Origin of the sequence: Kineosporia sp. NBRC 101677 (genome assembly GCF_030269265.1) — a bacterium.
GTDB lineage: Bacteria > Actinomycetota > Actinomycetes > Actinomycetales > Kineosporiaceae > Kineosporia > Kineosporia rhizophila.
In genome coordinates, this window is record NZ_BSTA01000011.1 from 245,891 (window position 1) to 270,477 (window position 24,587).

General features: G+C 71.2%; 24 protein-coding genes, 1 tRNA gene and 1 pseudogene. 15 read left to right on the plus strand and 11 right to left on the minus strand.

The window, feature by feature from the left end:
* Window positions 1–6 precede the first annotated feature (6 nt).
* Genes QSK18_RS28375 through QSK18_RS28385 form a run of 3 tightly spaced genes read left to right on the plus strand, consistent with a single transcriptional unit; the run spans window position 7 to window position 2,428 of the window.
* On the plus strand, window positions 7–642 hold the full coding sequence (locus QSK18_RS28375) for a DedA family protein (protein WP_285625289.1): 636 nt from the start codon (window positions 7–9) through the stop codon (window positions 640–642).
* A complete protein-coding gene (locus tag QSK18_RS28380) occupies window positions 639–1,799 on the plus strand; it encodes a sensor histidine kinase (protein WP_285625292.1) in 1,161 nt (386 codons plus the stop codon). The genes QSK18_RS28375 and QSK18_RS28380 overlap by 4 nt, the downstream gene beginning before the upstream one ends.
* On the plus strand, window positions 1,790–2,428 hold the full coding sequence (locus QSK18_RS28385) for a response regulator transcription factor (RefSeq protein ID WP_232813431.1): 639 nt from the start codon (window positions 1,790–1,792) through the stop codon (window positions 2,426–2,428). Before QSK18_RS28380 ends, QSK18_RS28385 begins: the two co-directional genes overlap by 10 nt.
* A gap of 25 nt (window positions 2,429–2,453) precedes the next feature.
* On the opposite strand, the gene QSK18_RS28390 is transcribed toward QSK18_RS28385, so the two are convergent.
* From QSK18_RS28390 to QSK18_RS28400, 3 genes are all read right to left on the minus strand, one after another.
* Window positions 2,454–2,526 (minus strand) — tRNA-Val (locus QSK18_RS28390).
* Between the two features lie 41 nt (window positions 2,527–2,567).
* Window positions 2,568–3,026, minus strand: a complete 459-nt coding sequence (locus tag QSK18_RS28395) for a peroxiredoxin (RefSeq protein WP_232813432.1) — start codon at window positions 3,024–3,026, stop codon at window positions 2,568–2,570.
* 113 nt (window positions 3,027–3,139) lie between these two features.
* Window positions 3,140–3,568, minus strand: a complete 429-nt coding sequence (locus tag QSK18_RS28400; RefSeq protein WP_232813433.1) for a DUF3052 domain-containing protein — start codon at window positions 3,566–3,568, stop codon at window positions 3,140–3,142.
* 561 nt (window positions 3,569–4,129) lie between these two features.
* On the opposite strand from QSK18_RS28400, the gene aceE reads away from it, so the two are divergent.
* Entirely contained in the window at window positions 4,130–6,871 is a 2,742-nt protein-coding gene (gene aceE / locus QSK18_RS28405; protein ID WP_352396666.1) for a pyruvate dehydrogenase (acetyl-transferring), homodimeric type, read from the plus strand.
* Between the two features lie 236 nt (window positions 6,872–7,107).
* Here aceE and QSK18_RS28410 read toward each other — a convergent pair whose 3' ends face one another.
* The gene (locus tag QSK18_RS28410) at window positions 7,108–7,836 is read right to left on the minus strand and encodes a hypothetical protein (protein ID WP_232813434.1); all 729 of its coding nucleotides are present in this window, start codon (window positions 7,834–7,836) and stop codon (window positions 7,108–7,110) included.
* Window positions 7,837–8,075: 239 nt separating this feature from the next.
* Here QSK18_RS28410 and QSK18_RS28415 point away from each other — a divergent pair, with 239 nt between their 5' ends.
* The 5 genes and pseudogenes from QSK18_RS28415 to QSK18_RS28435 all read left to right on the plus strand — a co-directional run bounded on the left by QSK18_RS28415 (window position 8,076) and on the right by QSK18_RS28435 (window position 12,914).
* Window positions 8,076–9,233, plus strand: coding sequence for a PucR family transcriptional regulator (locus QSK18_RS28415; protein WP_232813435.1), 1,158 nt, complete (start codon window positions 8,076–8,078; stop codon window positions 9,231–9,233).
* 107 nt (window positions 9,234–9,340) lie between these two features.
* A pseudogene (locus QSK18_RS28420) lies at window positions 9,341–10,267 on the plus strand (ACP S-malonyltransferase); the annotation flags it as partial.
* A gap of 29 nt (window positions 10,268–10,296) precedes the next feature.
* The gene (locus QSK18_RS28425; RefSeq protein WP_232813437.1) at window positions 10,297–11,310 is read left to right on the plus strand and encodes a beta-ketoacyl-ACP synthase III; all 1,014 of its coding nucleotides are present in this window, start codon (window positions 10,297–10,299) and stop codon (window positions 11,308–11,310) included.
* 87 nt (window positions 11,311–11,397) lie between these two features.
* The gene (locus QSK18_RS28430) at window positions 11,398–11,655 is read left to right on the plus strand and encodes an acyl carrier protein (protein WP_232813438.1); all 258 of its coding nucleotides are present in this window, start codon (window positions 11,398–11,400) and stop codon (window positions 11,653–11,655) included.
* Window positions 11,656–11,660: 5 nt separating this feature from the next.
* The gene (locus QSK18_RS28435; RefSeq protein WP_232813439.1) at window positions 11,661–12,914 is read left to right on the plus strand and encodes a beta-ketoacyl-[acyl-carrier-protein] synthase family protein; all 1,254 of its coding nucleotides are present in this window, start codon (window positions 11,661–11,663) and stop codon (window positions 12,912–12,914) included.
* Window positions 12,915–13,013: 99 nt separating this feature from the next.
* On the opposite strand, the gene QSK18_RS28440 is transcribed toward QSK18_RS28435, so the two are convergent.
* Window positions 13,014–13,517, minus strand: coding sequence for a DUF3145 domain-containing protein (locus QSK18_RS28440; protein WP_232813440.1), 504 nt, complete (start codon window positions 13,515–13,517; stop codon window positions 13,014–13,016).
* A gap of 325 nt (window positions 13,518–13,842) precedes the next feature.
* Between QSK18_RS28440 and QSK18_RS28445 the strand changes: the two genes are divergently transcribed.
* The 3 genes from QSK18_RS28445 to QSK18_RS28455 all read left to right on the plus strand — a co-directional run bounded on the left by QSK18_RS28445 (window position 13,843) and on the right by QSK18_RS28455 (window position 16,334).
* Entirely contained in the window at window positions 13,843–14,928 is a 1,086-nt protein-coding gene (locus QSK18_RS28445; protein WP_269810793.1) for an S-(hydroxymethyl)mycothiol dehydrogenase, read from the plus strand.
* Window positions 14,925–15,551 carry an MBL fold metallo-hydrolase gene (locus tag QSK18_RS28450; protein WP_232813442.1) on the plus strand — a complete coding sequence of 209 codons (627 nt, stop codon included), beginning with the start codon at window positions 14,925–14,927 and terminating at the stop codon, window positions 15,549–15,551. The genes QSK18_RS28445 and QSK18_RS28450 overlap by 4 nt, the downstream gene beginning before the upstream one ends.
* Before the next feature lie 255 nt (window positions 15,552–15,806).
* Entirely contained in the window at window positions 15,807–16,334 is a 528-nt protein-coding gene (locus QSK18_RS28455; protein WP_285625312.1) for an LURP-one-related family protein, read from the plus strand.
* A 3-nt stretch (window positions 16,335–16,337) separates the two neighbouring features.
* On the opposite strand, the gene QSK18_RS28460 is transcribed toward QSK18_RS28455, so the two are convergent.
* Window positions 16,338–17,018, minus strand: coding sequence for an aminoacyl-tRNA hydrolase (locus QSK18_RS28460; protein ID WP_285625315.1), 681 nt, complete (start codon window positions 17,016–17,018; stop codon window positions 16,338–16,340).
* Between the two features lie 141 nt (window positions 17,019–17,159).
* On the opposite strand from QSK18_RS28460, the gene QSK18_RS28465 reads away from it, so the two are divergent.
* Window positions 17,160–17,894 carry an AfsR/SARP family transcriptional regulator gene (locus QSK18_RS28465; protein ID WP_285625318.1) on the plus strand — a complete coding sequence of 245 codons (735 nt, stop codon included), beginning with the start codon at window positions 17,160–17,162 and terminating at the stop codon, window positions 17,892–17,894.
* Here QSK18_RS28465 and QSK18_RS28470 read toward each other — a convergent pair.
* The 4 genes from QSK18_RS28470 to QSK18_RS28485 form a co-directional block, all read right to left on the minus strand.
* On the minus strand, window positions 17,891–18,109 hold the full coding sequence (locus QSK18_RS28470; RefSeq protein WP_232813446.1) for a hypothetical protein: 219 nt from the start codon (window positions 18,107–18,109) through the stop codon (window positions 17,891–17,893). The genes QSK18_RS28465 and QSK18_RS28470 overlap by 4 nt on opposite strands.
* Window positions 18,096–19,478, minus strand: coding sequence for an Nramp family divalent metal transporter (locus tag QSK18_RS28475; RefSeq protein WP_285625323.1), 1,383 nt, complete (start codon window positions 19,476–19,478; stop codon window positions 18,096–18,098). Before QSK18_RS28475 ends, QSK18_RS28470 begins: the two co-directional genes overlap by 14 nt.
* A 68-nt stretch (window positions 19,479–19,546) precedes the next feature.
* Window positions 19,547–20,482, minus strand: a complete 936-nt coding sequence (locus QSK18_RS28480) for a manganese catalase (protein ID WP_285625326.1) — start codon at window positions 20,480–20,482, stop codon at window positions 19,547–19,549.
* A gap of 196 nt (window positions 20,483–20,678) precedes the next feature.
* The gene (locus QSK18_RS28485) at window positions 20,679–20,990 is read right to left on the minus strand and encodes a hypothetical protein (RefSeq protein WP_232813449.1); all 312 of its coding nucleotides are present in this window, start codon (window positions 20,988–20,990) and stop codon (window positions 20,679–20,681) included.
* A 212-nt stretch (window positions 20,991–21,202) separates the two neighbouring features.
* Between QSK18_RS28485 and QSK18_RS28490 the strand changes: the two genes are divergently transcribed.
* The gene (locus tag QSK18_RS28490; RefSeq protein ID WP_285625329.1) at window positions 21,203–22,594 is read left to right on the plus strand and encodes a bifunctional glycosyltransferase family 2/GtrA family protein; all 1,392 of its coding nucleotides are present in this window, start codon (window positions 21,203–21,205) and stop codon (window positions 22,592–22,594) included.
* Window positions 22,595–22,693: 99 nt separating this feature from the next.
* Entirely contained in the window at window positions 22,694–23,479 is a 786-nt protein-coding gene (locus QSK18_RS28495) for a hypothetical protein (protein WP_232813451.1), read from the plus strand.
* 735 nt (window positions 23,480–24,214) lie between these two features.
* On the opposite strand, the gene QSK18_RS28500 is transcribed toward QSK18_RS28495, so the two are convergent.
* A complete protein-coding gene (locus QSK18_RS28500; protein WP_232813452.1) occupies window positions 24,215–24,439 on the minus strand; it encodes an EF-hand domain-containing protein in 225 nt (74 codons plus the stop codon).
* Window positions 24,440–24,587: the final 148 nt, after the last annotated feature.

A 24,587-nucleotide genomic window follows, 5' to 3' on the forward strand; every position in this document is an offset into this window, starting at 1 on the left:
GCTGCCATGCAGACCGAAAACCTCGACGGCGTCGCCCAGTGGGCGGTCTCCCTGATGGAGAACCTCGGCAGCCCGGGCGCGGGCCTGGCCATCGCCCTGGAGAACCTCTTCCCTCCCCTGCCCAGCGAGATCATCCTGCCGCTGGCCGGTTTCACCGCCAGCCAGGGCACCTTCGGCCTGGCCGAGGTGCTGTTCTGGACCACCCTGGGTTCCGTCGCCGGGGCCCTGGCGCTGTACGGCCTCGGGGCCGGGCTGGGCCGGGACCGGCTGCGCCGGGTGGTGGCCCGGATGCCGCTGATGAACCTGCACGACGTGGACCGGGCCGAGGCCTGGTTCGCCCGGCACGGCGACAAGGCGGTGTTCTTCGGCCGGATGATCCCGCTCTTCCGCAGCCTGATCTCGGTACCGGCCGGGGTCGAGCGGATGCCGGTGCTGCGCTTCACCCTGCTCACCACCGTCGGCAGCGCGATCTGGAACACCGGGTTCGTCCTGGCCGGCTACCAGCTCGGCGAACGCTGGGACGAGGTCGAGCAGTACGCGGGCCTCTTGCAGAAGGCCGTGATCGCTGTGGTCGGGGTGGCCGTCGCCGTGTTCCTGATCCACCGGGTACGGCAGCGCACCCGCGGGACAATGGCATCGTGACCAGGCTGCCGGCGGGTGCCCAGAGCAGGTCGGCCGATTCGGCGCTGCGGAACGGGCTGCGCACTGTGCTGCAGGCCGTGGGCGGGGCGGCCATCGGCACCCTGCTGCTCCCGGCCTACCTGCTCGGCCTGGTCGCGGCCGGGTTCAGCGCCCGCCCGGCCCAACTCGTGGCCACCCTCGAAGCCCGGCGCCTCTCCCGGTTCGACACCGCCGCCCGGAGCCCGCAGCCGCACGGCCGGCGGCTGTACCTGTACCTGCTCCTGCGCGCGGTACTGGCGGTGGCCACCGGGTACCTGCTCGTGCTGGTCGCCGCCGGTGCGGTGTTCGCGGTGGTGATGGTGGTCGGGGCCGCGACCCGTGGCCCGGTCGGGATGATCGACAGCGCGGCCGGCGAGGTCAGCTGGGGCACCGTCGCCTACTTCTTCCTGCCCGGGGTGCTGGTGCTGTTCCTGGTGCTCAGCGGTCTGGTCGCCACGGTCTGGGTCGACCGCACCAGCTGGGCCGCCCTGGCCCGGCCCGGTGCCGGTGAGCTGGAACGCCAGGTGGACCGGCTGAACACGACTCTCACCGACGTGGTCGCGGCGGTGGACGCCGAACGCCGCCGGATCGAGCGCGACCTGCACGACGGGGTGCAGCAACGGGTGGTGGCCCTGTCCATCCTGCTGGCCCGGGCCGAGCGCACCGCCGACCCGGACCGGCAGGCCGAACTGCACGCCCGGGCCCGGGCCGAGACGCAGGGTGTCCTCGACGACCTGCGCGACGTGGCCTGGCGCATCCATCCCGCCATGCTGGCCCGCGACGGGCTGGTGGTGGCGCTGGAGGCGCTGCGCGACCGCACCCCGGTACCGGTCCGGCTGCTCACCGACATCACTCATGAACTTGAGGGGGCCACCCAGGCCGCCGCGTACTTCGTGGCCAGTGAGGCGGTGACCAACGTGATCAAGCACGCCCGGGCGTCCTCGATCGAGATCCAGGTCCGCCGCACGCGCGGCGACCTGCTGCTCTCCGTGCAGGACGACGGCGTCGGCGGCGCGGACGCGTCCGGGCCGGGGCTGAGCGGCATCGCCGCGCGGATCGCCGCCCGGGGTGGGCAGTTGCGCATCCTCAGCCCCGCCGGCGGCCCGACCCGGATCGAGGCGGCGATCCCGTGCGGCTGACCTTGGCCGAGGACTCGACCCTGTTGCGGGAGGGCATCGCCCAGCTGCTCACCGCCGAGGGGCACCAGATCGTCGACGCGGTGGGCACCGCCGCCGATCTGCTCGCCTCGGTCGCCCGCACGGCCCCGGACCTGGTCGTGGTGGACGTCCGGATGCCGCCCGACTTCGTCGACGAGGGGGTCCGGGCCGCCCTGCGGATCCGCCGTGAGCATCCCGCCGTGGCCGTGCTGGTGCTCTCGCAGTACGTCGAAAGTCGTCACACCAGCGAACTTCTCGACGGCCGGGGCGGGGTCGGCTACCTGCTCAAGGACCGGGTCTCGGACATCGGCGGATTCCTCGACGCGATCGAGCGGGTGGCGGCCGGTGGTACCGCCTTCGACCCGGAGGTGGTGCGCCAGCTCCTGGCCGCCCGGCGCCCGGACGAGACCGGTCTCACCGAGCGCGAACTCGCGGTCCTGGCCGCCCTGGCCGAGGGGCTGAGCAACGCCGCGGTGGCCGCCCGGCTGTTCATCAGCCAGAGCGCGGTGGAGAAGCACATCAACACGATCTTCACCAAGCTCGGCATCCCGCCGGACGCCTCGTACAACCGGCGCGTGCTGGCGGTGCTGGAACACCTACGCCGGCAGTGAGAACAGCGAGGAGGGCAGTGCACGGTGGGCCCGGCCGGTCTCGAACCGACGACACCCGCGGTGTAAACGCGGTGCTCTACCAACTGAGCTACAGGCCCGATCCGGAACTGCCGCAGGGCAGTCCGGAAGGAGATTTCTATCAGAGCGCGGCGATGGCCTCGCGGTAGCCCTCGAGCGAGCGGGGCTCGCCCATGCCGTTCACCACGCTCCAGCGCAGCACGCCCTCCTTGTCGATCAGGAAGGTACCGCGCACGGCGCTGCCGGTGCTCTCGTTGAACACCCCGTACTCCTTGGCCACCGCCCCGTGCGGCCAGAAGTCGGACAGCAGCGGGAAGGCGAACTTCTCGATGTCGGCCCAGTTGCGCAGCGAGAACATCGGGTCGCAGGACACGGCCAGCACCTGCACCGCGCCGTCCTCGAAGGCCGCCAGGTTGTCGCGGATCTCGCACAGCTCACCGCTGCACAACCCGGAGAACGCGAACGGGTAGAAGACCAGGGCGACGTTCTTCTCCCCCTGGAACGCGGACAACTCCACCACCTCGCCGTGCTCGCTCTTCAGGGCGAACCCGGGGGCGGCCTGGCCGATCTCCAGTGCCATCTGCGCGTTTCCTCTCTGGCGGAGCAGGACTGGTCCGCACACCGGTTCACCCGGCGTGCGGAACCCAGTCTGTCAGGAACCGGCCGGTGCGTGGGGCCCCCGGCCGGCCGGGCTCAGCGCCGGCCCGCCTTGGGGGTGGCCAGCCGTGTCCCGGTCCAGTCCTGGCACACGCTGATCGTGCTGGTCGCGTGGAGGCCGGCGGTCGGGGCGGCCTCTTCGATCTCGCTGTGCTCCACATGGCCGGAACGCCCGGCCTTGGGGGTCAGCAGCCAGATCACGCCACCCTCGGCGAGGTTCGTCAGGCCGTCGACGAGCGCGTCGACCAGGTCGCCGTCGCCGTCCCGCCACCAGAACAGAGCGGCATCCACGACGTCCTGTGCGTCCTCGTCGGCCAGTTCGTTGCCCGTCAGCGTCTCGATTGCGAGACGAAGATCATCGTCCACGTCGTCGTCGTACCCGAACTCCTGTACGAACTGACCGGGCTTGAGTCCGAGCCGGCCGGCCATGGACTGCTCAGCCGCGGGCTCCGCGGTCGCGCCCACCTCACTGACCTCCTCCGCTGCCTACGCTCCCGCGCGGCGGCACTGGCGGCCCTCGACGGGCCGCTCAATCATCGGGCGGGTCTCACGACCCGCTCGTTCGTCAATTCATCGCTCCGGCGACGATGCAACCATCACCAGGCTGGTCAGGCTAGTGGACTCCATCCCCTCAGTGCCGCGCAACCGCCCCGTCACCTCGTACTACTTGTTTTTGCCGGAACAATCGGCGGTCGGCACCACCTCACCACGCCTCCGGCGCCACCCGGTCGGGTGAGAACCGCTCCCCGCAACGCCTGCGACACACCCCCGACACGCCTGCGACACGCCGCCGACACGCCCGGGGCAGACCGACATCTGGTGATCAAGAGCGCCCCGCCGTACCCGCCGCCGCACCCAAGGGGCACACTGGAGGGTGGAAGGGCACGGCCGCCCCGGCACCCCGCTCAACTGGGGTACCTGTGACGCCCGGACAGCCCGTCAGCCAAGATAGAGGCCCGAACCGGTCGCGATCCGGCCGATTCGGCGTGTTTTCACAATCGTTGTCCTAAATCCAGGAGGGACGTCGTGGTCGGACGAGAATCATCAGGCCCGATCCTGAACGGGCTGCCGAGCCGGCTGCCCGACATCGATCCTGAGGAGACGGCCGAGTGGATCGCGTCTCTCGACGCGGCCATCGACGGCCAGGGCCGCCAGCGCGCCCGGTACCTGATGCAGTCGTTGCTGCAGCGGGCCCGTGAGCGGGGCGTCGGTGTGCCGAGTCTCACGGCCACCGACTACGTCAACACCATCCCGCCGGAGGCCGAGCCCTGGTTCCCGGGTGACGAAGAGGCCGAGCGCACCGCCCGCCGCTGGATCCGCTGGAACGCCGCGGTCATGGTGCACCGCGCCCAGCGCCCGGACATCGGTGTCGGCGGTCACATCTCCTCCTACGCCTCCTCGGCCTCGCTCTACGAAGTGGGCTTCAACCACTTCTTCCGGGGCAAGGACCACCCGGGCGGCGGTGACCAGATCTTCTTCCAGGGCCACGCCTCCCCCGGCGTCTACGCCCGCGCCTTCCTGGAGGGCCGGCTCTCCGCCGACCAGCTCGACGGCTTCCGGCAGGAGCGCTCGCACCCGGCCGGCGGGCTGTCCTCGTACCCGCACCCCCGGCTGATGCCGGACTTCTGGGAGTTCCCGACCGTCTCGATGGGCCTCGGCCCGATGAACGCGGTCTACCAGGCCTCCTTCAACAAGTACCTGCACAACCGCGGCATCAAGGACACCTCCCAGCAGCACGTCTGGGCGTTCCTCGGCGACGGCGAGATGGACGAGCCCGAGAGCCGCGGCTTCCTCCAGGTCGCCGCCCAGGAGGAGCTCGACAACCTGACCTTCGTGGTGAACTGCAACCTGCAGCGCCTCGACGGCCCGGTCCGCGGCAACGGCAAGATCATCCAGGAGCTGGAGGCGCAGTTCCGCGGCGCCGGCTGGAACGTCATCAAGGTGGTCTGGGGTCGCGACTGGGACCCGCTGCTGGCCGCCGACCGGGACAACGCCCTGGTCAACCTGATGAACATCACCCCCGACGGTGACTACCAGACCTTCCGCGCAGAAGACGGCGCCTACATCCGCGAGCACTTCTTCGGGCGCGACCCGCGCACGCTGAAGCTGGTCGAGAAGCTGTCCGACGACGACATCTGGTGGAACCTCAAGCGCGGTGGTCACGACTACCGCAAGGTCTACGCCGCCTACCGCGCCGCGGTCGAGCACAACGGCCAGCCCACGGTGATCCTGGCCAAGACGATCAAGGGCTACGGCCTGGGCACGCACTTCGCCGGCCGTAACGCGACCCACCAGATGAAGAAGCTCACGCTGGACGACCTCAAGGCGTTCCGCGACGGCCTGCGCATCCCGATCAGCGACGCCCAGCTCGAGGCCGACAAGTACCTCCCGCCCTACTACCACCCGGGCGAGGACGACGAGACCCTGCAGTACATCAAGGACCGTCGCCGCAAGCTCGGTGGCGCGGTGCCGCAGCGCCGGCACAGCGCGGGCACCCTGAAGCTGCCGGACGACAAGGCCTACGCGGGCGCCAACAAGGGCTCGGGCAAGCAGCAGGTCGCCACCACCATGGCGTTCGTCCGGATCCTGCGCGACCTGATGCGCGACAAGGACTTCGGCCACCGCGTGGTGCCGATCATCCCGGACGAGGCGCGCACCTTCGGGATGGACTCGTTCTTCCCGACCGCGAAGATCTACAACCCGCACGGCCAGCAGTACACCTCGGTCGACCGTGAGCTGATGCTCGCCTACACCGAGTCGGTCAAGGGCCAGATCCTGCACGTCGGCATCAACGAGGCCGGCTCGGTCGGGGCGTTCCAGGCGGCCGGCACGTCGTACGCCACGCACGGCGAGCCGATGATCCCGGTCTACGTCTTCTACTCGATGTTCGGCTTCCAGCGCACCGGCGACAGCCTGTGGGCGGCGATGGACCAGATGGCCCGGGGCTTCCTGATCGGCGCCACGGCCGGGCGCACCACGCTCACCGGTGAGGGCCTGCAGCACGCCGACGGGCACTCGCCGCTGCTGGCCTCGACCAACCCGGCGGCGGTGATCTACGACCCGGCCTACGGGTACGAGATCGGCCAGATCATGAAGGACGGCCTGCGGAGGATGTACGGCGAGTCGCCGGAGGACATCTTCTACTACCTGACCGTCTACAACGAGCCGATCGTGCAGCCGCCGGCCCCCGCGGACGTCGACGTCGAGGGCATCCTCAAGGGCATCTACAAGCTGCGCACGTCCGAGCAGGCGTCCGGGCCGAAGGCCCAGATCCTGGCCTCGGGGGTCTCGGTGCCGTGGGCCCTGGAGGCCCAGCGGCTCCTGGCCGAGGACTGGGGCGTGTCCGCCGACGTGTGGAGCGTCACCAGCTGGACCGAGCTGCGCCGCGACGCCCTCGCGGTCGAGGAGCACGCGTTCAAGCACCCGTCCGAGCCGGCCCGCAAGCCGTTCGTGACGCAGCGGCTGGAGAGCGCCCAGGGTCCGGTGGTCGCGGTCAGCGACTACATGCGCGCGGTCCCCGACCAGATCCGCCAGTGGGTGCCGCAGGAGTTCGTCTCCCTCGGCGCCGAGGGCTACGGCATCTCGGACACCCGCCCGGCGGCCCGGCGCTACTTCGGCATCGACAGCCCGTCGGTGGTCGTGCGGGTGCTGGAGATGCTGGCCGGCCGCGGTGAGGTCGCCGCCGACGTGCCGCAGAAGGCGATCGACAAGTACGACCTGCTGAACGTGCGCGCCGGTACCACCGGCACCGCGGGCGGCGACGCCTAGCAGTCAGGGCAGAGGCGAGGGGCCGTCGGGGAGACTTCCCGGCGGCCCCTCGGCTTCTGCGGTTTTTGTTTGAGGACGGATGTCCGCCTCACCAGGGCGCGGAGCGTCGGCTTCCGTGGTGGCGAGGGGACACGACGAAGGGGCCGTCGGAGGAGTCCCTCCGACGGCCCCTTCGTGGTGCTGCTGAGAAGTGCTGCTGAGAAGTGCTGCTGAGAAGTGCTGCTGAGAAGTGCTGCTCAGAACATCGTGGAGATACCGTTCGCGCCGCCCATCGGGATCGACCCGGTGGGCGGGCCCAGCCGGTCGCCGATCTCCTGGCGCAGCGCCTGCACGGCGTTCTGGTCCGGGTGCTCGGCCAGTGCGGCCAGGTGCCGCCGGGCCTCGCTCAGCCGTTCGGCCTCGATCGCCGCCAGGACGAGTTCCCGGCCGGCCGGGAGCACGTGCTCCTTCGGCCGCCAGTGCCCCACCCCGAGGTTCAGGGCGTCGTTCGCGTGCCCGGCCTCGCGCAGCATCTGCAGCCCCTGGGCCAGCGCGTCCCCGGTGTGGTCGCGGTCGGCCGCGGTGCTCAGCCGGCGCAGCGCCATCTCCCGGTCGTCGTCGATGGACAGCCGGGCCAGCTGGATCAGCGGGTACCAGGCCCGGTTGTTCTGGGCGACCTCCTCGGCCAGCGCCCACACCGAGTCCTGGGCGGCCCGCTGCGGGTCGCCGCCCTCGTGGCTCTCGGCGCCCATCGCCCGGACGATCTCGGCGAGCCGGTCGAAGGCCACCACGTCGTTGGGGTCCTCACCCAGCCGGGCCCGCAGTGACTCCTCCTCGCTGCGGTCCTCGTCGGTGGCGTGCAGATCGCCGCCCCCGAGCTCGACGGGGGTTTCCACGGAGTGCGCGGCCAGCGTCTCGATGCGGTCGCCGCCACCTGCGACGGTGTCGTCCGCCGAGCGCTGCTTCAGCCGGTCCAGCGCTGACATATCGCCCCTTTCGGCAACCTGCGGTGCAGTCCTGGTGCTACGTGTGTCTTACGTGCTGGCTGTATTTCGTGCTGCCTTCCGTGCAGAATCGATCCTGGCCGTCCCACCCGTGATACCCGCCTGTCAGGTGACGGCAGTGTGACGTAAGACCATCTCGACCCTAACGGGTAGGCCCCGCCCTCGGCGACCGCGGCGGTCCACCGCGCCCCCACGGCGATCAGGTGCCCTAACCTCGGAACGTGGTCACCGCGGACGAGGCAACCGTCGCCAATCTGAGGGCGGCCCGGGGCACCCTCGCCGGTGAGGCCGTCCGCCGGATGGAAGAGGCACTGCCCTGGTACCGGGCGATGAGCGCCCAGGACCGCTCCTGGGTCGGGCTGATCGCGCACGCCGCGATCTCCGCCTTCATCGCCTGGTACCAGGAGCCGACCGGCAAGGTCGCGATCACCGCCGACGTGTTCGGCACCGCCCCGCGCGAGCTGACCCGCTCGATCTCGCTGCAGCGCGCCCTGGAGATGGTGCGCACCGTGGTCGACTCGATCGAGGAGCAGGTGCCCTCGATCGCCGGGCCCGGCGCCGAACAGCACCTGCGCGAGGCCGTCCTGCGGTACTCCCGCGACGTCGCCTTCGCCGCCGCGGAGATCTACGCCCGGGCGGCCGAGTCCCGCGGCTCGTGGGACGCCCGGCTGGAGGCCCTGGTCGTCGACGCGGTGCTGCGCGGCGCCGAGAGCGAGGACCTGCGGTCCCGGGCGGCCGCGCTGAACTGGGGGGCGTCCACCAAGGTGCTGGTGGTCGCCGGTGCGGCCCCGCCGGCTCCGGTGGAGGAGAGCCTGGAGGGCCTGCGCCGCAGCACCCGGGGCGCGGGCGGCGACCTGCTGATCGGGGTCCAGGGCGAGCGGCTGGTGGCCATCCTCGGCCACGCCGACGACCCGGGCGCCCTGGTCGGCGACCTGGTCCAGTTCTTCGGGCCCGGCCCGGTGGTGGTCGGCCCGGCCGTGAACGGGCTGATGGCCGCCTCGGAGTCGGCCCGGGCGGCGATCTCCGGCCTGAGCTCGGCCCGGGCCTGGCCCGGGGCGCCGCGGCCGGTGCAGAGCGAGGACCTGCTGCCCGAGCGGCTGCTCACCGGCGACGCCGAGGCCCGGCGCACCCTGATCGAGCAGGCCTACCGGCCGCTCACCGAGGGCGCGGCGCACCTGCTGGAGACGGTCTGGACCTACGTGGAGCTCGGCGGATCGCTGGAGGGCGCGGCCCGGGCGCTGTTCGTGCACCCGAACACGGTTCGCTACCGATTGCGTCGAGTGAGTGACATCACTAGGTGGGACCCTACTGACGCACGCGGAGCCTTTGTGTTACGCATAGCCATCATCGCAGGTCGGGTCAGTGATCCACAGACGTGACCAGAAATCGTCCCTAGGCTCTTTGTAGGAACCTCACAAAGGGATGGGGAAAGCTTCGTACCCTCCACGCCGTCCGGGATTCCCCCGCCCGGCGCATCGTTGAGTCCGTGCTCGTCATCGTTGCGCCCGGACAGGGCTCCCAGACTCCTGGCTTCCTCCAGCCCTGGCTGGAGGACCCCGCGGCCGCGGACCGGATGAACTGGCTGTCCGCCGTGGCCGACATCGACCTGGTGGCGCACGGCACCACCTCGGACGCCGAGACCATCCAGGACACCGCCGTCGCGCAGCCGCTGATCGTCGCGGCCGGGCTGGTCTCCCTGCTCTCCCTGTTCCCCCGGCCGGCCGACGCCTACCGCCGGATCGGGGTGGGCGCCGGTCACTCGGTCGGCGAGATCACTGCGGCCGCCGCGGCCGGTGTGATCACCGCCGAGCAGGCGATGGTGCTGGTCCGGGTGCGCGGCCGGGCGATGGCCCAGGCCGCCGCGGCCACCCCGACCGGGATGAGCGCCCTGCTGGGCGGCGACCCGGACGAGGTCCTGGCGACGCTGGAGCGCCTGAACCTGACCCCGGCGAACATGAACATGGCCGGCCAGGTGGTCGCCGCCGGCACGCTGGAAGACCTGGAGCGGCTGAAGGCCGAACCGCCGGCCAAGGCCCGGGTCCGTCCGCTGAAGGTGGCCGGTGCGTTCCACACCGAGCACATGGCCCCGGCCGTGCAGGTGCTCGAGGGCTACGCCCGCGCGATCAGCACCCACGACGCCCGGGTGCGCCTAGTCTCCAACGCCGACGGCGCCGTGGTCGACGACGGCCGCGAGGTGCTGCAGCGGATCGTCCACCAGATCAGCCGCCCGGTGCGCTGGGACCTGTGCCTGGAGACGTTCCGCGAGCTCGGTGTGACCGGCCTGCTCGAGCTGCCGCCGGCCGGCACCCTGACCGGGATCGCCAAGCGCGCCCTGCCCGGGGTCGAGCTGGTCTCGCTGAAGACGCCGGACGACCTGCCCGCCGCCCGCGAGCTGATCGAGAAGCACGCCGAGCCGGCCCGGTCACTGCTGAGCGAGGAGTCATGAGCCGCATCGGCAGCCGGCGCGGGCCCGAGTTCGCGCGGATCCTGTCCACCGGTGCCCGCCGGCCCGACCGGATCGTCACCAACGAAGAGATCTGCGAGGTGCTCGACTCCTCGGACCAGTGGATCCGGGAGCGCACCGGCATCGTCACCCGGCGCTTCGCCGCCCCCGGCGAGACCGTCGTCGACCTGGCCGTCCCGGCGGCCGAGCAGGCGATCGAGCGGGCCGGGCTGACCCCCGCCGAGATCGACGCGGTCCTGGTCGCCACCAGCACCCACATGGTCTCGATGCCGTCGGCCGCCGCCCTGACCGCCGCCCGGATCGGCGCCGGCCCGGCCGCCACGTTCGACCTGTCCACCGCGTGCGCCGGCTTCACCCACGGGGTGGCGGTGGCCAACGACCTGGTCCGCGGCGGTACCGCCCGTAACGTCCTGCTGGTCGGGGTCGACCGGATGACCGACGTGGTCGACCCGCGCGACCGCGGCAGCGCGATGATCTTCGGGGACGGCGCCGGAGCGGCCGTCATCGGCCCGAGCGACACCCCCGGCATCGGTCCCACCGTCTGGGGCGGCGACGCCGACCAGTGGGAGGCGCTGTACCAGACCGCTTCCTGGACGGAGTACCGCGACGGCATCGCGGCCGGCGGGCAGCCCGACTGGCCGACGCTGACCATGATGGGCCCGAAGATCTTCCGCTGGGCGGTCTGGCAGATGGCCGACGTGGCCCGCAAGGCGCTGGAGGCCGCCGAGGTCGACGTGGCCGACCTGGCCGCCTTCGTCCCGCACCAGGCCAACATCCGGATCATCGACCAGATGGCCAAGCAGCTCAAGGTGCCCGACCACGTGGTGGTCGCCCGCGACGTGATCGACAGCGGCAACACCACCGGCGCGAGCATCCCGCTGGCTCTGGACCGCATCATCGCCGAGGGCCAGGTACCCTCCGGAGGGCTCGCGCTCCTGATCGGCTTCGGAGCCGGCCTCAGCTACTCGGCCCAGGTCGTCGAGCTGCCCTGAAAATCTGCCCACCCGGTCCCCCTGGCCGGGCGGAGCGCTCCGTATCCCACGGACTGCACCATCACACCAACGAATTGGAGAACAACCATGGCGCACACCCAGGACGAGATCCTCGCCGGACTCGCCGAGCTCGTCGCTGAGGAGACCGGCATCCCGGCCGGCGACGTGCAGCTGGACAAGTCCTTCACCGACGACCTGGACATCGACTCGCTGTCGATGATGACCATCGTCGTCAACGCGCAGGACAAGTTCGACGTGGAGATCCCGGACGAGGCCGTGGGCGGCCTGAAGACCGTCCAGGACGCCGTCTCCTACATCAGCAACGCCGAGTCGGCGAAGGCCTGACTCTTATGCCGGGTTCAGACGACAGGCAGATCGCCGTCACCGGGCTGGGTGCCACCAGCCCGCTCGGCGGCGACGTACAGAGCACCTGGGAGGCGTTGCTCGCGGGTCGCTCCGGCGCCCGCCCGCTTGAGGCGCACTGGATCGAGCGGTATCCCACGCTTCCGGTCTCGTTCGCCTGCAGCCTGGCCCAGCCGGCCTCGGAGGTCCTCACCCCGCAGGAGATCCGCAGGCTCGACCCGAGCGGTCAGTACGCGATGATCTCGACCCGGGAGGCGTGGGCCCACGCCGGCGCCCCCGAGGTCGAGAAGGAGCGTCTGGCGGTGTGCATGGCCTCCGGCATCGGCGGCCTGCACACCGTGCTCAACGCGTACGACACGCTGAACGAGAAGGGCGCGCGTCGGATGCTCCCGATGACCGTGCCCATGCTCATGCCCAACGGCCCGGCCGCCGCGGTCGGTCTCGACCTGCAGGCCCGCGCCGGGGTGCACACCCCGGTGTCAGCCTGCGCGTCCGGCGCCGAGGCGATCGCCCAGGGCGCCGACCTGATCCGCCGCGGTCTGGCCGACGTGGTGGTGGCCGGGGGCACCGAGGGGTGCATCCACCCGGTGACCATCGGGGCCTTCGCCGCCATGCAGGCGCTGTCGAAGTGGAACGACGACATGGAGCGGGCCTCCCGCCCCTACGACGTCGACCGCAACGGCTTCGTCATGGGTGAGGGTTCCGGCGCGGTGGTGCTGGAGTCGATGGCTCACGCCAAGGCCCGCGGCGCCACGATCCACGCGGTGCTGGCCGGCGTCGGCGTCACCTCCGACGGCTACCACATGTCGGCCCCGCACCCGGAGGGCCAGGGCGCGGCCCGGGCCATGCGGGCGGCGCTGGCCGACGGTGACCTGGCCGCCTCGGACATCGTGCACCTGAACGCCCACGCCACCTCCACCGGCGTCGGGGACATCGCCGAGGCCCAGGCCATCCGCCTGGCGCTGGGCGAGGCGACCGACGGCGTGGCGGTCTCGGCGACCAAGTCGATGACCGGGCACCTGCTCGGCGCGGCCGGGGCGCTGGAGGCGATCTTCACCGTGCTGGCCGTGCGGGAGGGCATCGCCCCGCCGACCATCAACCTGGACAGCCAGGACCCGAAGATCACCCTGGACGTGGTGAACAAGGATCCGCGCAAGCTGCCCGACGGCGACCGGGCCGCGGTGAACAACGCGTTCGGTTTCGGCGGGCACAACGTCGGCCTGGTGTTCCGCTCCGCCTAGGAGCGGGCCGCACACGACGTAGGGCCGGTCCCCCCGGGTGGGGACCGGCCCTACGCGTTTGCCTGAAGTTCTTGTCTAGAACACGTTCTGACCGACGTCCTAGCCGACCCGGTGCAGCCAGCGCACCGGGGCTCCGTCACCGGCGTACCGGAACGGTTCCAGCTCGTCGTCCCAGGCCCGGCCCAGGGCCAGGTCCAGCTCGCGCTGCATCAGCAGGGGATCGGCGTGACCGATCTCCATGGCGGCGCGGATCCGGTCCTCGGGGATCATCACGTTGCCGTGCACGTCGGTCACGGCGTGGAAGATCCCCAGCTCGGGGGTGTGGCTCCACCGGCCCCCGTCGACTCCCGGACTGGCCTCCTCGGTCACCTCGAACCTCAGATGGGCCCAGCCGCGCAGGGCAGACGTCAGCCGCGCGCCCATCCCCTGCGGTGCCTGCCAGGACAGCTCTGTCCGGAACAGGCCTGGTGCCGCCGGCTGTTCGATCCAGTCCAGCGACAAACGCAGCCCTAACACGCCGCCCGCTGCCCATTCCACATGTGGGCACAACGCGCTCGGCGCGGAATGCACGAACAGCACGCCTCGCGTGATGGCACCCGACATCTGGCCCTCCTCGACCCGGTTTGAGGTTCGTCTTCCCCAACGACCTCAACTCAGGACATGAGCCACAGGCACCGTCCACACACGGACGCGTGTCGCCGATCATTGTGCCCGAGTCGGTCCCTCGCCGCCAGGGTCGCCCCCTCCACCGATCAGCGGAGATCGGCAGACTCAGGGGGTGCGCCCGGCGGAGACCGCCATCCGTGGCTCGGATCCCGGGGGCGCAACTCGGCGCACGACCCGGGGGCGCCTCTGCCGCCCCGCCCTCCGGAGCGCATAGGGTCGGTGTGCCCGGAGAGTCAGAACGGAAACAGGAGGCCGGACGAGTATGTCGCAGCAGGTGCGCGGAGTTGTGTCACTGGCGAAGGGCGCGCCGGTGTCGATCGAGACGGTCATCGTCCCCGACCCGGGCCCCGGCGAGGCCGTGGTGAAGGTCCAGGCCTGCGGGGTCTGCCACACCGACCTGCACTACCGCGAGGGCGGCATCAACGACGAGTACCCGTTCCTCCTGGGCCACGAGGCCGCCGGGATCGTGGAGAGCGTCGGCGAGGGGGTCACCGACGTGGCCCCGGGCGACTTCGTCATCCTGAACTGGCGCGCGGTCTGCGGCCAGTGCCGGGCCTGCCTGCGCGGCCGCCCGCACCTGTGCTTCAACACGCACAACGCCAAGCAGAAGATGACGCTCGAAGACGGCACCGAGCTCTCCCCGGCCCTGGGCATCGGCGCGTTCATCGAGAAGACGCTGGTCGCCGCCGGCCAGTGCACCAAGGTCGACCCGGCGGTCCGGCCCGAGGTGGCCGGCCTGCTCGGCTGCGGTGTGATGGCCGGCCTGGGCGCGGCGCTGAACACCGGCAACGTGAACCGGGACGACACCGTCGCGGTGATCGGCTGCGGCGGCGTGGGCAACGCGGCCATCGCCGGGGCCCGGCTGGCCGGCGCCAAGACGATCATCGCCGTCGACCTGGACGACCGGAAGCTGGAGTGGGCCCGCGAGTTCGGCGCCACCCACACGGTCAACAGCAAGGCGTCCGACCCGGTCGAGGCCGTGCAGGCGCTCACCGGCGGTTTCGGCGCCGACCTGGTGATCGACGCGGTCGGCCGGCCGGAGACCTGGAAGACCGCGTTCTACGCCCGCGACCTGGCCGGCACCGTGGTCCTGGTCGGGGTGCCGGACCCGAGCATGCAGCTCGAGATCCCGCTGATCGACGTGTTCGGCCGGGGCGGCTCGCTGAAGTCGTCCTGGTACGGCGACTGCCTGCCCAGCCGCGACTTCCCGACCATGGTCGACCTGCACCTGCAGGGCCGGCTGCCGCTGGAGAAGTTCGTCTCCGAGACGATCGGCCTGGACGACGTCGAGGCCTCGTTCGCCAAGATGAAGACCGGCGAGGTGCTGCGCTCGGTGGTCGTGCTGTGAGCGGCCCGCTGCGCATCGACAAGGTCGTCACCAGCGGGGTGTTCTCGCTCGACGGCCAGGACTTCGACGTGGACAACAACGTCTGGCTGATCGGCGACGACGACGAGGTGCTGGTGGTCGACGCGGCCCACCAGGCCGCCCCGGTGGTCGAGGCGATCGGCTCGCGCTCGCTGCTGGGCGTGGTCTGCACCCACGGCCACAACGACCACATCAACGCCGCTCTCGAGGTGGCCTCCGGCGCCCCGGTCCACCTGCACCCGGAAGACCGGATGCTGTGGGACGTGGTGCACCCCGGCTACGAGCCGAAGGCCCTGGCCGACGGCCAGACCTTCACCGTGGCCGGCGCCGAGGTGCAGGTGCTGCACACGCCGGGGCACTCCCCCGGCGCGGTGTGCCTGTACGTGCCGGCGCTGGAGAAGCTGCTCAGCGGAGACACGTTGTTCTGCGGTGGGCCGGGGGCGACCGGTCGCTCGTTCAGCAGCTTCCCCACGATCCTGGACTCGATCCGGACGCGGCTCCTGGCCCTGCCCGAGACCACCGAGGTGCTCACCGGGCACGGCGACTCCACCTCGATCGGCGCCGAGGCCAAGGACTACGACGCCTGGGTGGCCCGCGGCCACTGAGGCCGAGGACCCTCCCGTTCGGTCCCGTACTCTCAGGTCATGGTGGACCAGGATCAGCCGGTATGGGGCACACCAGAACCCCCGCCGGGGCCGGCCGGGCCGTGGGGCACACCAGCTCCTCCCCCGCCCACGTCGGTTCCGGCCTGGGGTTCTCCCGGCCCAGGCACCCAACCGCCGCCCACACCCGTCCATAGATCTGTCGGGCACTTCACCGACGAGCTGGAGGCCGGGCTCAGCAGCCGGCCCCAGCTCGAGGTGGTCGAGAACGCGGCGATGTTCGGCGAGGGCGGCTACGACGTGCACGGCACCGACGGCACGCCGATCGCCGCGCTCGGCGCCGACAACTCGGCGGCCAGCCTGGTCTTCGGCGACCTGGCCACCCACCGGCACGTCCTGCACGACGCCCACGGCCAGGTCTGCGCCCAGCTCACCCGCACCGGCTCGTTCCTCGACAACGGCACCTACGAGGTGTTCGGCCGGACCGGCACCTCACTGGCCGTGATCCGCCGGGAGAACGCCTTCGGCTCGCCACGGCTGCAGGTACTCGGCAGCAACGGGCAGGTGCTGCGCATGATCGGCGGCTCGTGGGGCAGCAGCGACTTCGCGGTGGTCGACGGCGCCGACGAATCGCTCGTCCGGGCCACCGCGCACCGCAGCAGCAACGGGTTCTTCAGCAGCACCCACCGCTACCGCATCGACTTCGGCGCGGGACTGCCGGTGCTGGAACGCTTCCTGGCCGTCGTCGCCACCATCTGCATGGACCAGGTGCGCAACAAGGACTGAAGGTCACCACCAGGCGACCGCGGTCTGGGTCCCCGGAGCAACCTCGGTGAAACCGCCGTCGTGCACGGCCACCCGGGCCCGCTGCACCGCCTCGGCCCAGCCCGCCTCCCCCGGGGCGACCACCCGCACCGCCCAGCCACTCTCCTCCCAACGCAAGCGGGCCTCGTCCTCCATCGACATCAAGGCCAACTGGGCCGCGTGCCCGCTCTGCGCCGCCGCCTTGCCCGTCGTCATCGGGGTCAGCGCCGTGAGCGCGATGGTCAGGCCACCGGCGACGGGTTCGGACGACTTCCCCTCCTCGGGCATCTCCGTACCGCCGACCTGCATCTTGGTCAGCGCCGCGGGCACCTGGTCGACCGGCCCGGGCACGAACGCCCGCACCTGAGCCCCCGCATGCTCGACCTCTACCCCGGCCAGCTCCTGCACCTGTGTGAAGCGAATGCCCCTACCCCGGCGAACCACCTTACGGATCGGCCCCGAGGCCCAGTGGTGCACCAGCGGATACCACTCCCCGTCCGGCGCGCTGCGGGGGTCGGTCAGCAACTTCACCACCGCTTGGGCAGCCGCCTCGCAGACCGCCAGATGGGTTGGGCGAGAGGCCCGTTCATCACGTATGGCCAGTTGCATGGCCCAGGGCTGGGTGGAGGCGAACGGATCCGGTGCTTCCAAAACGCTGTCAGACACCGTGGCAGTATCCCCGACCCCCCTCGACACCTTAGACCCGTGCGCCGGGGGACGTGTCGTGTTGCCGCTCCGGCGCAGGGGGATAGAACGGTTGCGGGTGCAAACTGTCGCCCCTTCAGCCCGCAACACATCCGGGATGACATGTTTCCCACCTCTGCCTCCGCAGCCGCGGTTGCCGGGTCCGGCCCGATCCGGTTGCGTCTGATCGGCGACTTCGACGTGCTCGCCGGTTCACAGGCCCTGCCGGTGCGCCGGTGCGGCCAGAAGCTGCTCGCCTTCCTGGCCATCACCCGGGGTTCGGTGGGAAGACCGACCCTGGCCGGCACCCTCTGGCCGGAGAGCCCGGGAGCTCGGGCCGCCGCCAATCTGCGTGCCTCGATCAGCCGGCTGCCCCGGCCCGGCGGCCGTCAACTGGTCCGCAGCAACGGCGGCCGGCTCGCCCTCGCCGAAGACGTCCGGGTCGACCTGCACGAGGCCTCGGACCTGATCACCAGCCCCGACGCCCAGCGGGATCCGCCGCCGGAGAACTGGTACGCCGATCTGCTGCCGTTCTGGGAAGAGGACTGGGTGCTGCTGGAGCGCGAGCGGTTCCGGCAGTCCCGTCTGCACGCCCTCGAGCACAGCAGCCAACAGCTGCGGGAACAGCGCCGTTTCGGTGAGGCCCTGCAGGCCGCACTGCGCGCCCTGGCCGGAGAACCGTTGCGGGAGAGCGCTCATCGGCTGGTTATCGAGGCCCACCTGGCCGAGGGCAACGCCGCCGAGGCGCTCCGGCAGTACCACCAGTACCGGGCGCTGCTGCGCACCGAGCTGGGGATCGCGCCCTCCGGCGAGATCCGCCAGCTGGTCCGCCCCCTGCTGGAGCGCCCGGAAGACTAGGGTCCGGTCAGCCAGCGCTCCACCTCGGCACAGATCGCCTGCACCCCCTGGGCGACCACCACGCGTTCGTCCGAGACCAGCCGGGCCCGCGGGCCTCCGGCTTCCGGCCAGACCCGCAGAACCAGTACTCGGCCCGCCTGTTCCTCAGAGGTGGGTTCCCCTGCCCCCGGCGCCCGGGAACCCACCTCGGCGGAACAAGCCCTACAGACCGCCATCACCGGCCACGGTCGAGACGATCAGCCACACGTTCAGTGCCACGATCAGCGCCATCACCATCGACGCGCACACGGTGGTGCGCGTCCGGTTGACGTAGTCGCCCATCACCGACCGACGGGCGGTGAACCAGACCAGCGGCCCCAGCGTGAACGGGATACCGAACGAGAGCACCACCTGGCTGAGCACCAAGGCGGTGCCGGTGTCGGTGCCACTGCCCAGCAGCCACAGCGCCGGCAGCATGGTGATCGCCCGCCGCAGCGCCGAAGGTATGCGGCGGGAAAGGTATCCGGCCATCACCACATCGCCCGCGCAGGTACCCACCGCCGCAGAAGAAAGCCCGGAAGACAGCAGAGCGACGGCGAACACCATCGCGGCCGTACCCCCGGCAACGATCCCGAGCGCGGCGTGCGCGTCTTCCAGCCCGACAATGTCGGTTCCGGTGCCGTGCAGCAGAGCCGCCGCGGCCACCATCATCGACAGATTGACCAGACCGGCGATCCCCAGCGCGGTCAGCACGTCGAAACGCTGGGCCCGCAGCAACTGAAGACGACCGGGGCCACTTTCTCCCGCCCTCTCCTGCCCCAGTTGCGCGGTCATCGAGGAGTGGATGTACACCGCGTGCGGCATCACCGTCGCCCCGATGATCCCGCTGGCCAGCAGCAGGCTCTCGGTGCCCTCGAGACGCGGCACCAGACCGGCCGTGAAGGCGCCGGCGTCCGGCCCGGCCAGCAGCACCTGGTAGGCGAAGGCCAGCACGACCACGGCCAGGAAGGCCACGATCGCGATCTCGAACGGGCGCCGGCCCCGGCGCCGCAGGGCCAGGACGGCGAACGAGACCACCGCGGTGATCCCTCCGGCCGCCAGCGGCTCGATACCGAAGAGCAGGTGCAGGGCCACCGCGGCCCCGACGAACTCGGCCAGGTCGGTGGCCATCGCCACCAGTTCGGCCTGGCCCCAGAGGAACCAGCGGGCCGGGCCGCGGGTGCGCTCCCCGCACAGCTGGGCCAGGTCGCGGCCGGTGGCCAGGCCGAGCTTGGCCGAGAGGTACTGCACCAGCATGGCCATCACGTTGGCCAGGACGACCACCCAGATCAGGGTGTAGCCGAAGGTCGCGCCGCCGCTGATGTTGGTGGCGAAGTTCCCCGGGTCGATGTAGGCGATCGATGCGACGAACGCCGGGCCGAGCAGCGGAAGCATCCGCTTGCTGGGCAGTTTCACCCGCGGCGGCGGCTTGGGCTCGGCGGTGCGCAGGTCCACGACCGGGTGGTGCGGGCTCGGGTCCAGCCCGGACCGGGGGGCGTAGAGACTGGGGTGGAGATCGGCCGTGAGCACCGGCGGGCCGGCATCACGGTCGGGGCGGATCAGCATCGGACCTCCGGGGATCTGGAAACGCCGGTGGGGCCCCGCCAGTCACTGGCGGGGCCCTGGCCCGGATGTCAGCTGCTCTTGGGGTGAGTACCGGGCTCCGCCCCGGTCAGCGCCTCCTTGGCCTTGTCGAGCAGGCCGCCGCCCCCGGTGGAGGGAGCCGTGCCCCCGGCCACCTCACGGCTGCCTTCGCCGGTGGTGGCGTACAGCAGCGGGTCGGCCGCGGGGACGCCCGGGTTCGGGCCCAGCGGCTGCGGGTCCTGCAGGTAGTTGAACTCGCTGCGGCCGTCCGGGGTGGTCGCGGGCAGCGCGGCCGGGCCCTCGGTGCCGTCGGACAGGCCCCACACCTCGTAGCTGTGCTCGGTGTACTCGGTGTCCAGGCCGAACTTGATCGGCACCGGCAGGTCCTCCAGCCCGTCCTCCTTCAGCCGCTCGATCGCGGCCAGCCACTGGTTCTGGTGCGCGGTGTCCCGGGCCAGGTTGAACCGGAGCATGTCGCGCACCCCCTTGTCCTCGGTCATGTTGTAGAGGCGGGCGGTCTGCAGCCGGCCCTGCATCTCGGCGGCAGCGTTGGCGTGGAAGTCGGCGAGCAGGTTGCCGCTGGCCACGATGTACTTGCCGTTCCAGGGGTAACCGGCGCTGTCGGCCGGCAGCGCCCCGCCGCCCCCCACGATCGCGTGCTGCGGGTTCTGCCCGCCGAGCACCGCGGCGAGCGCCGGGTTGGCCGCGGCCGCCGCCGAGATCTGCTCCGCCGGAGCGCCTTCCAGCAACCGGGCGATCATGATCGAGATCATCTCGACGTGACCGAGCTCCTCGGTCGCGGTGTCCAGGATCAGGTCCTTGTACTTGCCCGGGATCCGGGTGTTCCAGCCCTGGAACAGGTACTGCATGGCCACCGTCAGCTCGCCGTAGGCGCCACCGATCAGCTCCTGCAGCTTCATCGCGTACAGCGGGTCCGGCTGGTCGGGCGTGCAGTTGTACTGGGTCTGCTGCGTGTGCCTGAACATCGGGTGAAGCCTCCAAAGCTGTTGGCGATCGGTGAGCTTCACTCTGGTCCAGGCCCCGTTGCGCGACTGTGCGCCCGAACGTCTCCGATCGCGTCCCCACAGCGCGACAACAACGCGACCACAGCGCTACCGCCGCGTGACAGAAGCGTCTCCACGGGCGTCCCCAAAAGCGGTCACCGCACCGGAAAGGCCCTTCTCACCAGCGTTTCTTCACCTCGCCGGAGACGGTGTGCGGCGGCAGCACCACGTCGTCGGCCAGATCGGGCAGGTCGATCTCGCGGGTGACGTCGGTGGCCGCGATCCAGTCGGTGCGCAGCCCGGCCCCGATCTCCGGTTCCCAGGTGATCTCCACGGCGTCCCGGGTCCAGGCCGTGGCGGTGGCCGGGACCGTGCGGTTGATCCCGTGGTGCCAGCGGATCAGGGCCACGACGGGCAGGCCCTCTCCGCGTTCGCGACGGAAGACTGCACCGTGCGGCGTGGCACGACGAATCCGAGGGACGCTGGGCATGGCCTTCTCCAATTACGACATCACCGACATTACGACCCCGACCCGGACTCCACGGTAGCTGATCTCGAACACATGTTCGAGTGCCCTACGGGGGCGGTCCGGCGGGTTCACCCGAACGGCGGACGACTACCGGCAGTGACCCGGAACCCCTCACAGCAGACCCTCAGTCGAGGTGCATCCACGTGCCAGCGACGGCCGCCAGGGTTGCCACCATGACGGCGATCCCCACGTCCTCCCAGACCGGCCACCTCGACCAGCAGATCGACTCCCCTCACCGGCAGGGCGACGACTCCTGGCAACCGCACGACTCCCGGCAACTGCCTGTGCCCGCCCTGGACGTCGTCGTGCCCGTCTACAACGAGGAGGCCGGCCTCGGACCCTGCGTCGAACGGCTGCACGCCTACCTGTCCGGCAGCTTCCCCTACCGGTTCCGCATCACCATCGCCGACAACGCCAGCGTCGACCGCACTTTCGCGATCGCCTCCCAGCTCGCCGCCCGCTACCCCGAGGTCGAGGTGGTGCACCTGGAGCAGAAGGGCCGCGGCCGGGCCCTGCGCGCGGTCTGGTCGGCCTCGGACGCCGTCGTCCTGGCCTACATGGACGTCGACCTCTCCACCGACCTCACCGCCCTGCTCCCCCTGGTCGCCCCGCTGCTGTCCGGGCACTCGGAACTCGCCATCGGCAGCCGGCTGGCCCGGGGCTCGCGGGTGGTCCGGGGCACCCGCCGGGAACTGATCTCACGCTGCTACAACCTGATCCTGCGGGGCACCCTGGCCGCCGGGTTCTCCGACGCCCAGTGCGGTTTCAAGGCGATCCGGGGCGACGTCGCCCAGCGCCTGCTGCCCCTGGTGGAGGACACCGGCTGGTTCTTCGACACCGAACTGCTGGTCCTGGCCGAGCGCAGCGGCCTGCGCATCCACGAGGTCCCGGTCGACTGGGTGGACGACCCCGACACCTCCGTCGACATCGTCGCCACGGCGATGGCCGACCTGCGCGGCGTCGTCCGGGTGGGCAAGGCCCTCACCACCGGCCGGCTCCCCCTCGCCGGGATCCGGGCCGAACTGGGTCTCAAGCCGATTGAGGACGCCGGTGAGCCTCAGGTGCCGATCGGCACCTTCGGGAGCCCGGCGGCCGGGGCGACGACGACCATCTCGCCCACCGGCCGCACCGTCGACCCGGACGGCGTGCCCCCGGGCCTGACCGGGCAGCTCATCCGGTTCGCCACCGTCGGCCTGGTCAGCACCGTGGCCTACGTGATCCTGTACGCTCTGTTGCGGTACGGGCTCGGCGCCCAGGCCGCGAACCTGGTGGCCCTGCTGGTGACCACGATCGGCAACACCGCCGCCAACCGCAGCCTGACGTTCGGCGTGCACGGCCCGCACCGCTGGTGGCGCCACCAGTTCCAGGGACTCGCCGTCTTCGCCCTCACCCTGGCCCTGACCAGCGGCTCGCTCACCCTGCTGGACTCCGCCACCGGCACCGCGCACCACCTGGTCGAGGTCACCGTCCTGGTCCTGGCCAGCCTGCTCGCCACCACCCTGCGCTTCACCCTGTTGCGCAGCTGGGTGTTCCAGGCCCACCGGCGGCATCCCGGGCACCGCTGAGTCGGCACCGATCACCCAGCGTCGAGATTTTGGCACTTGCCCGGTCCTGCCCGTTACCGTGATCGGTTGTGATCGTTGGAACGATAAGGAGCCGGACCCTTGGGTGAGCGGGACCTCGAGCAGGCAAGAACCCTGGAGGAGCGCTTCGCCGAGCTCGCCGAGACGGGTGACACACAGGGCGCTCTGGCGGCCATCGACGAGGCCGTGAACCTGCGCCGCGCGCACGGCACGCCCGACAGCGCCTCCCGCAACGCCCTGGCGAACGCGCTCTACAGCCGCAGCCTGGTGCTGGCGGCCACCGGCTCGGGCGAGGCCGCGCTGGCCGCGATCACCGAGGCCACCCAGCTGTGGCGCCAGGTGACCGAGGAGGACCAGGCGGTCGGCATGCCCAACCTAGGGCTGGCCCTGACCGCGATGTCGGACCAGTACGCCGCCGCCGGCGACGACGTGGCCGCGCTGAAGGCGGTCGACGAGGCGGTGAAGATCTACACGCTGCTGCAGACCGTGGTGCCGGAACAGGCCATGCTCCCCACCGCCACGGCCCTCAGCGGGGTGGCCACCATCCGCTTCCGCACCGGCGACCAGGAGGGCGGCCTGGCTGCGATGGGCGAGGCCGCGCGGATCGTGCGCCAGCTGGCCGCGCAGAACCCGCAGCAGTACCGCGAGCCGCTCGCCGTGGCCCTGAACAACCTGGCCACCCTGCAGGTCCGGGCCGGGGCGCTACAGCCCGCGGTGGGCTCCCTGGAAGAGGTGGCCACCATCGTCAGCACCCTGGCCGACACCGACCCGGACACCTACAAGCCGGTCCTGGACACCGTCCTGACCAACCTGGAGAAAGCCCGGGCCCAGGCAGCCGAGGCACCCCAGGCAGCCCAGCCGGCATAGACAACACAGGCAGCCCAGCCAGCCCGGACGACCCCCGTCGCCTGACCGCAGCCCGTCTCTGCCGAGGTCTTCCCGGCCGTTCCTGGAGTTTCCCCGACCGGGCAACTCCAGGAACGCCGGGTCACCCGGGCACAAAGACTCCGGGCCCGAACGACAGACCCCAGCGAGCTCGTGAGCGAGGGACCTCCGCCACCTCGCACCGCGAAAAGGTCTCAGCCATCTCACACGCGACCGGCCCCAACGACCTCCGCGCGGCAGATCCCAGCGACCTCACACGCGGCAGACCCCAGCCACCTCCGCGTGACGGATCCCAGCCACCTCGCACGCGGCAGGCCTAAGCCACCCCGTACGCGACCGGCCCCAACGGCCTCACACCCGACCAGCCTCAGCCACCCCGTAGGCGACCAGCCCCAACGACCTCGTACGCGACCAGCCTCAGCTACCTCGCGCGCAACCGGCCTCAGCCACCTCACACGCGACAGGACCCCAAGGACCTCCACGCGACCGGCCTCAGCCACCCCTCACGTGACAGATCCCGGCAACCTCACACGCGGCACACCTCAGCCACGTCGCACGCAACCGGCCCAGCCACCTCGCGCGCAACCGGCCCCAGCCACCTCGCGCGTGACAGATCCCAGCGACCTCACACGCGACCAGCCTCAGCCACCCCGCACGCGCCCGGCCCCAACGACCTCGTACGCGACCGGCCTCAACCACCACCCACGCGAAAAGGTCTCAGCGAGGCGCGTTCTGACTGAGGTAATCGGCCAGCTCGGGCAGCGACACCAGCCCGTCGCCGTCTGCGTCGATCGCCGCGAGCGCAGCCACCGCGGCCTCGTCGGTCACCTCGGCCGCGCCCAGCGCCACCATCAGGTTCTTCAGCTCGGCGGCCGAGATCAGCCCGTCGGAGTCGACGTCGATCAGGTCGAAAGTGGCCTGGTACTCGTTGATCTCGCTCATCGTCAGATCCCGTCCGTGGTCCGAAGCCGGTGCGCCCCGACAGCGACGCCCGGCGAACGTACCGCGCCGACGCATGATCCGCTAGCGCATGACCTGCCAGCACCCGATCCGACACCCCCACGAAGCGGCCGGCACCCGAGGCCCCATC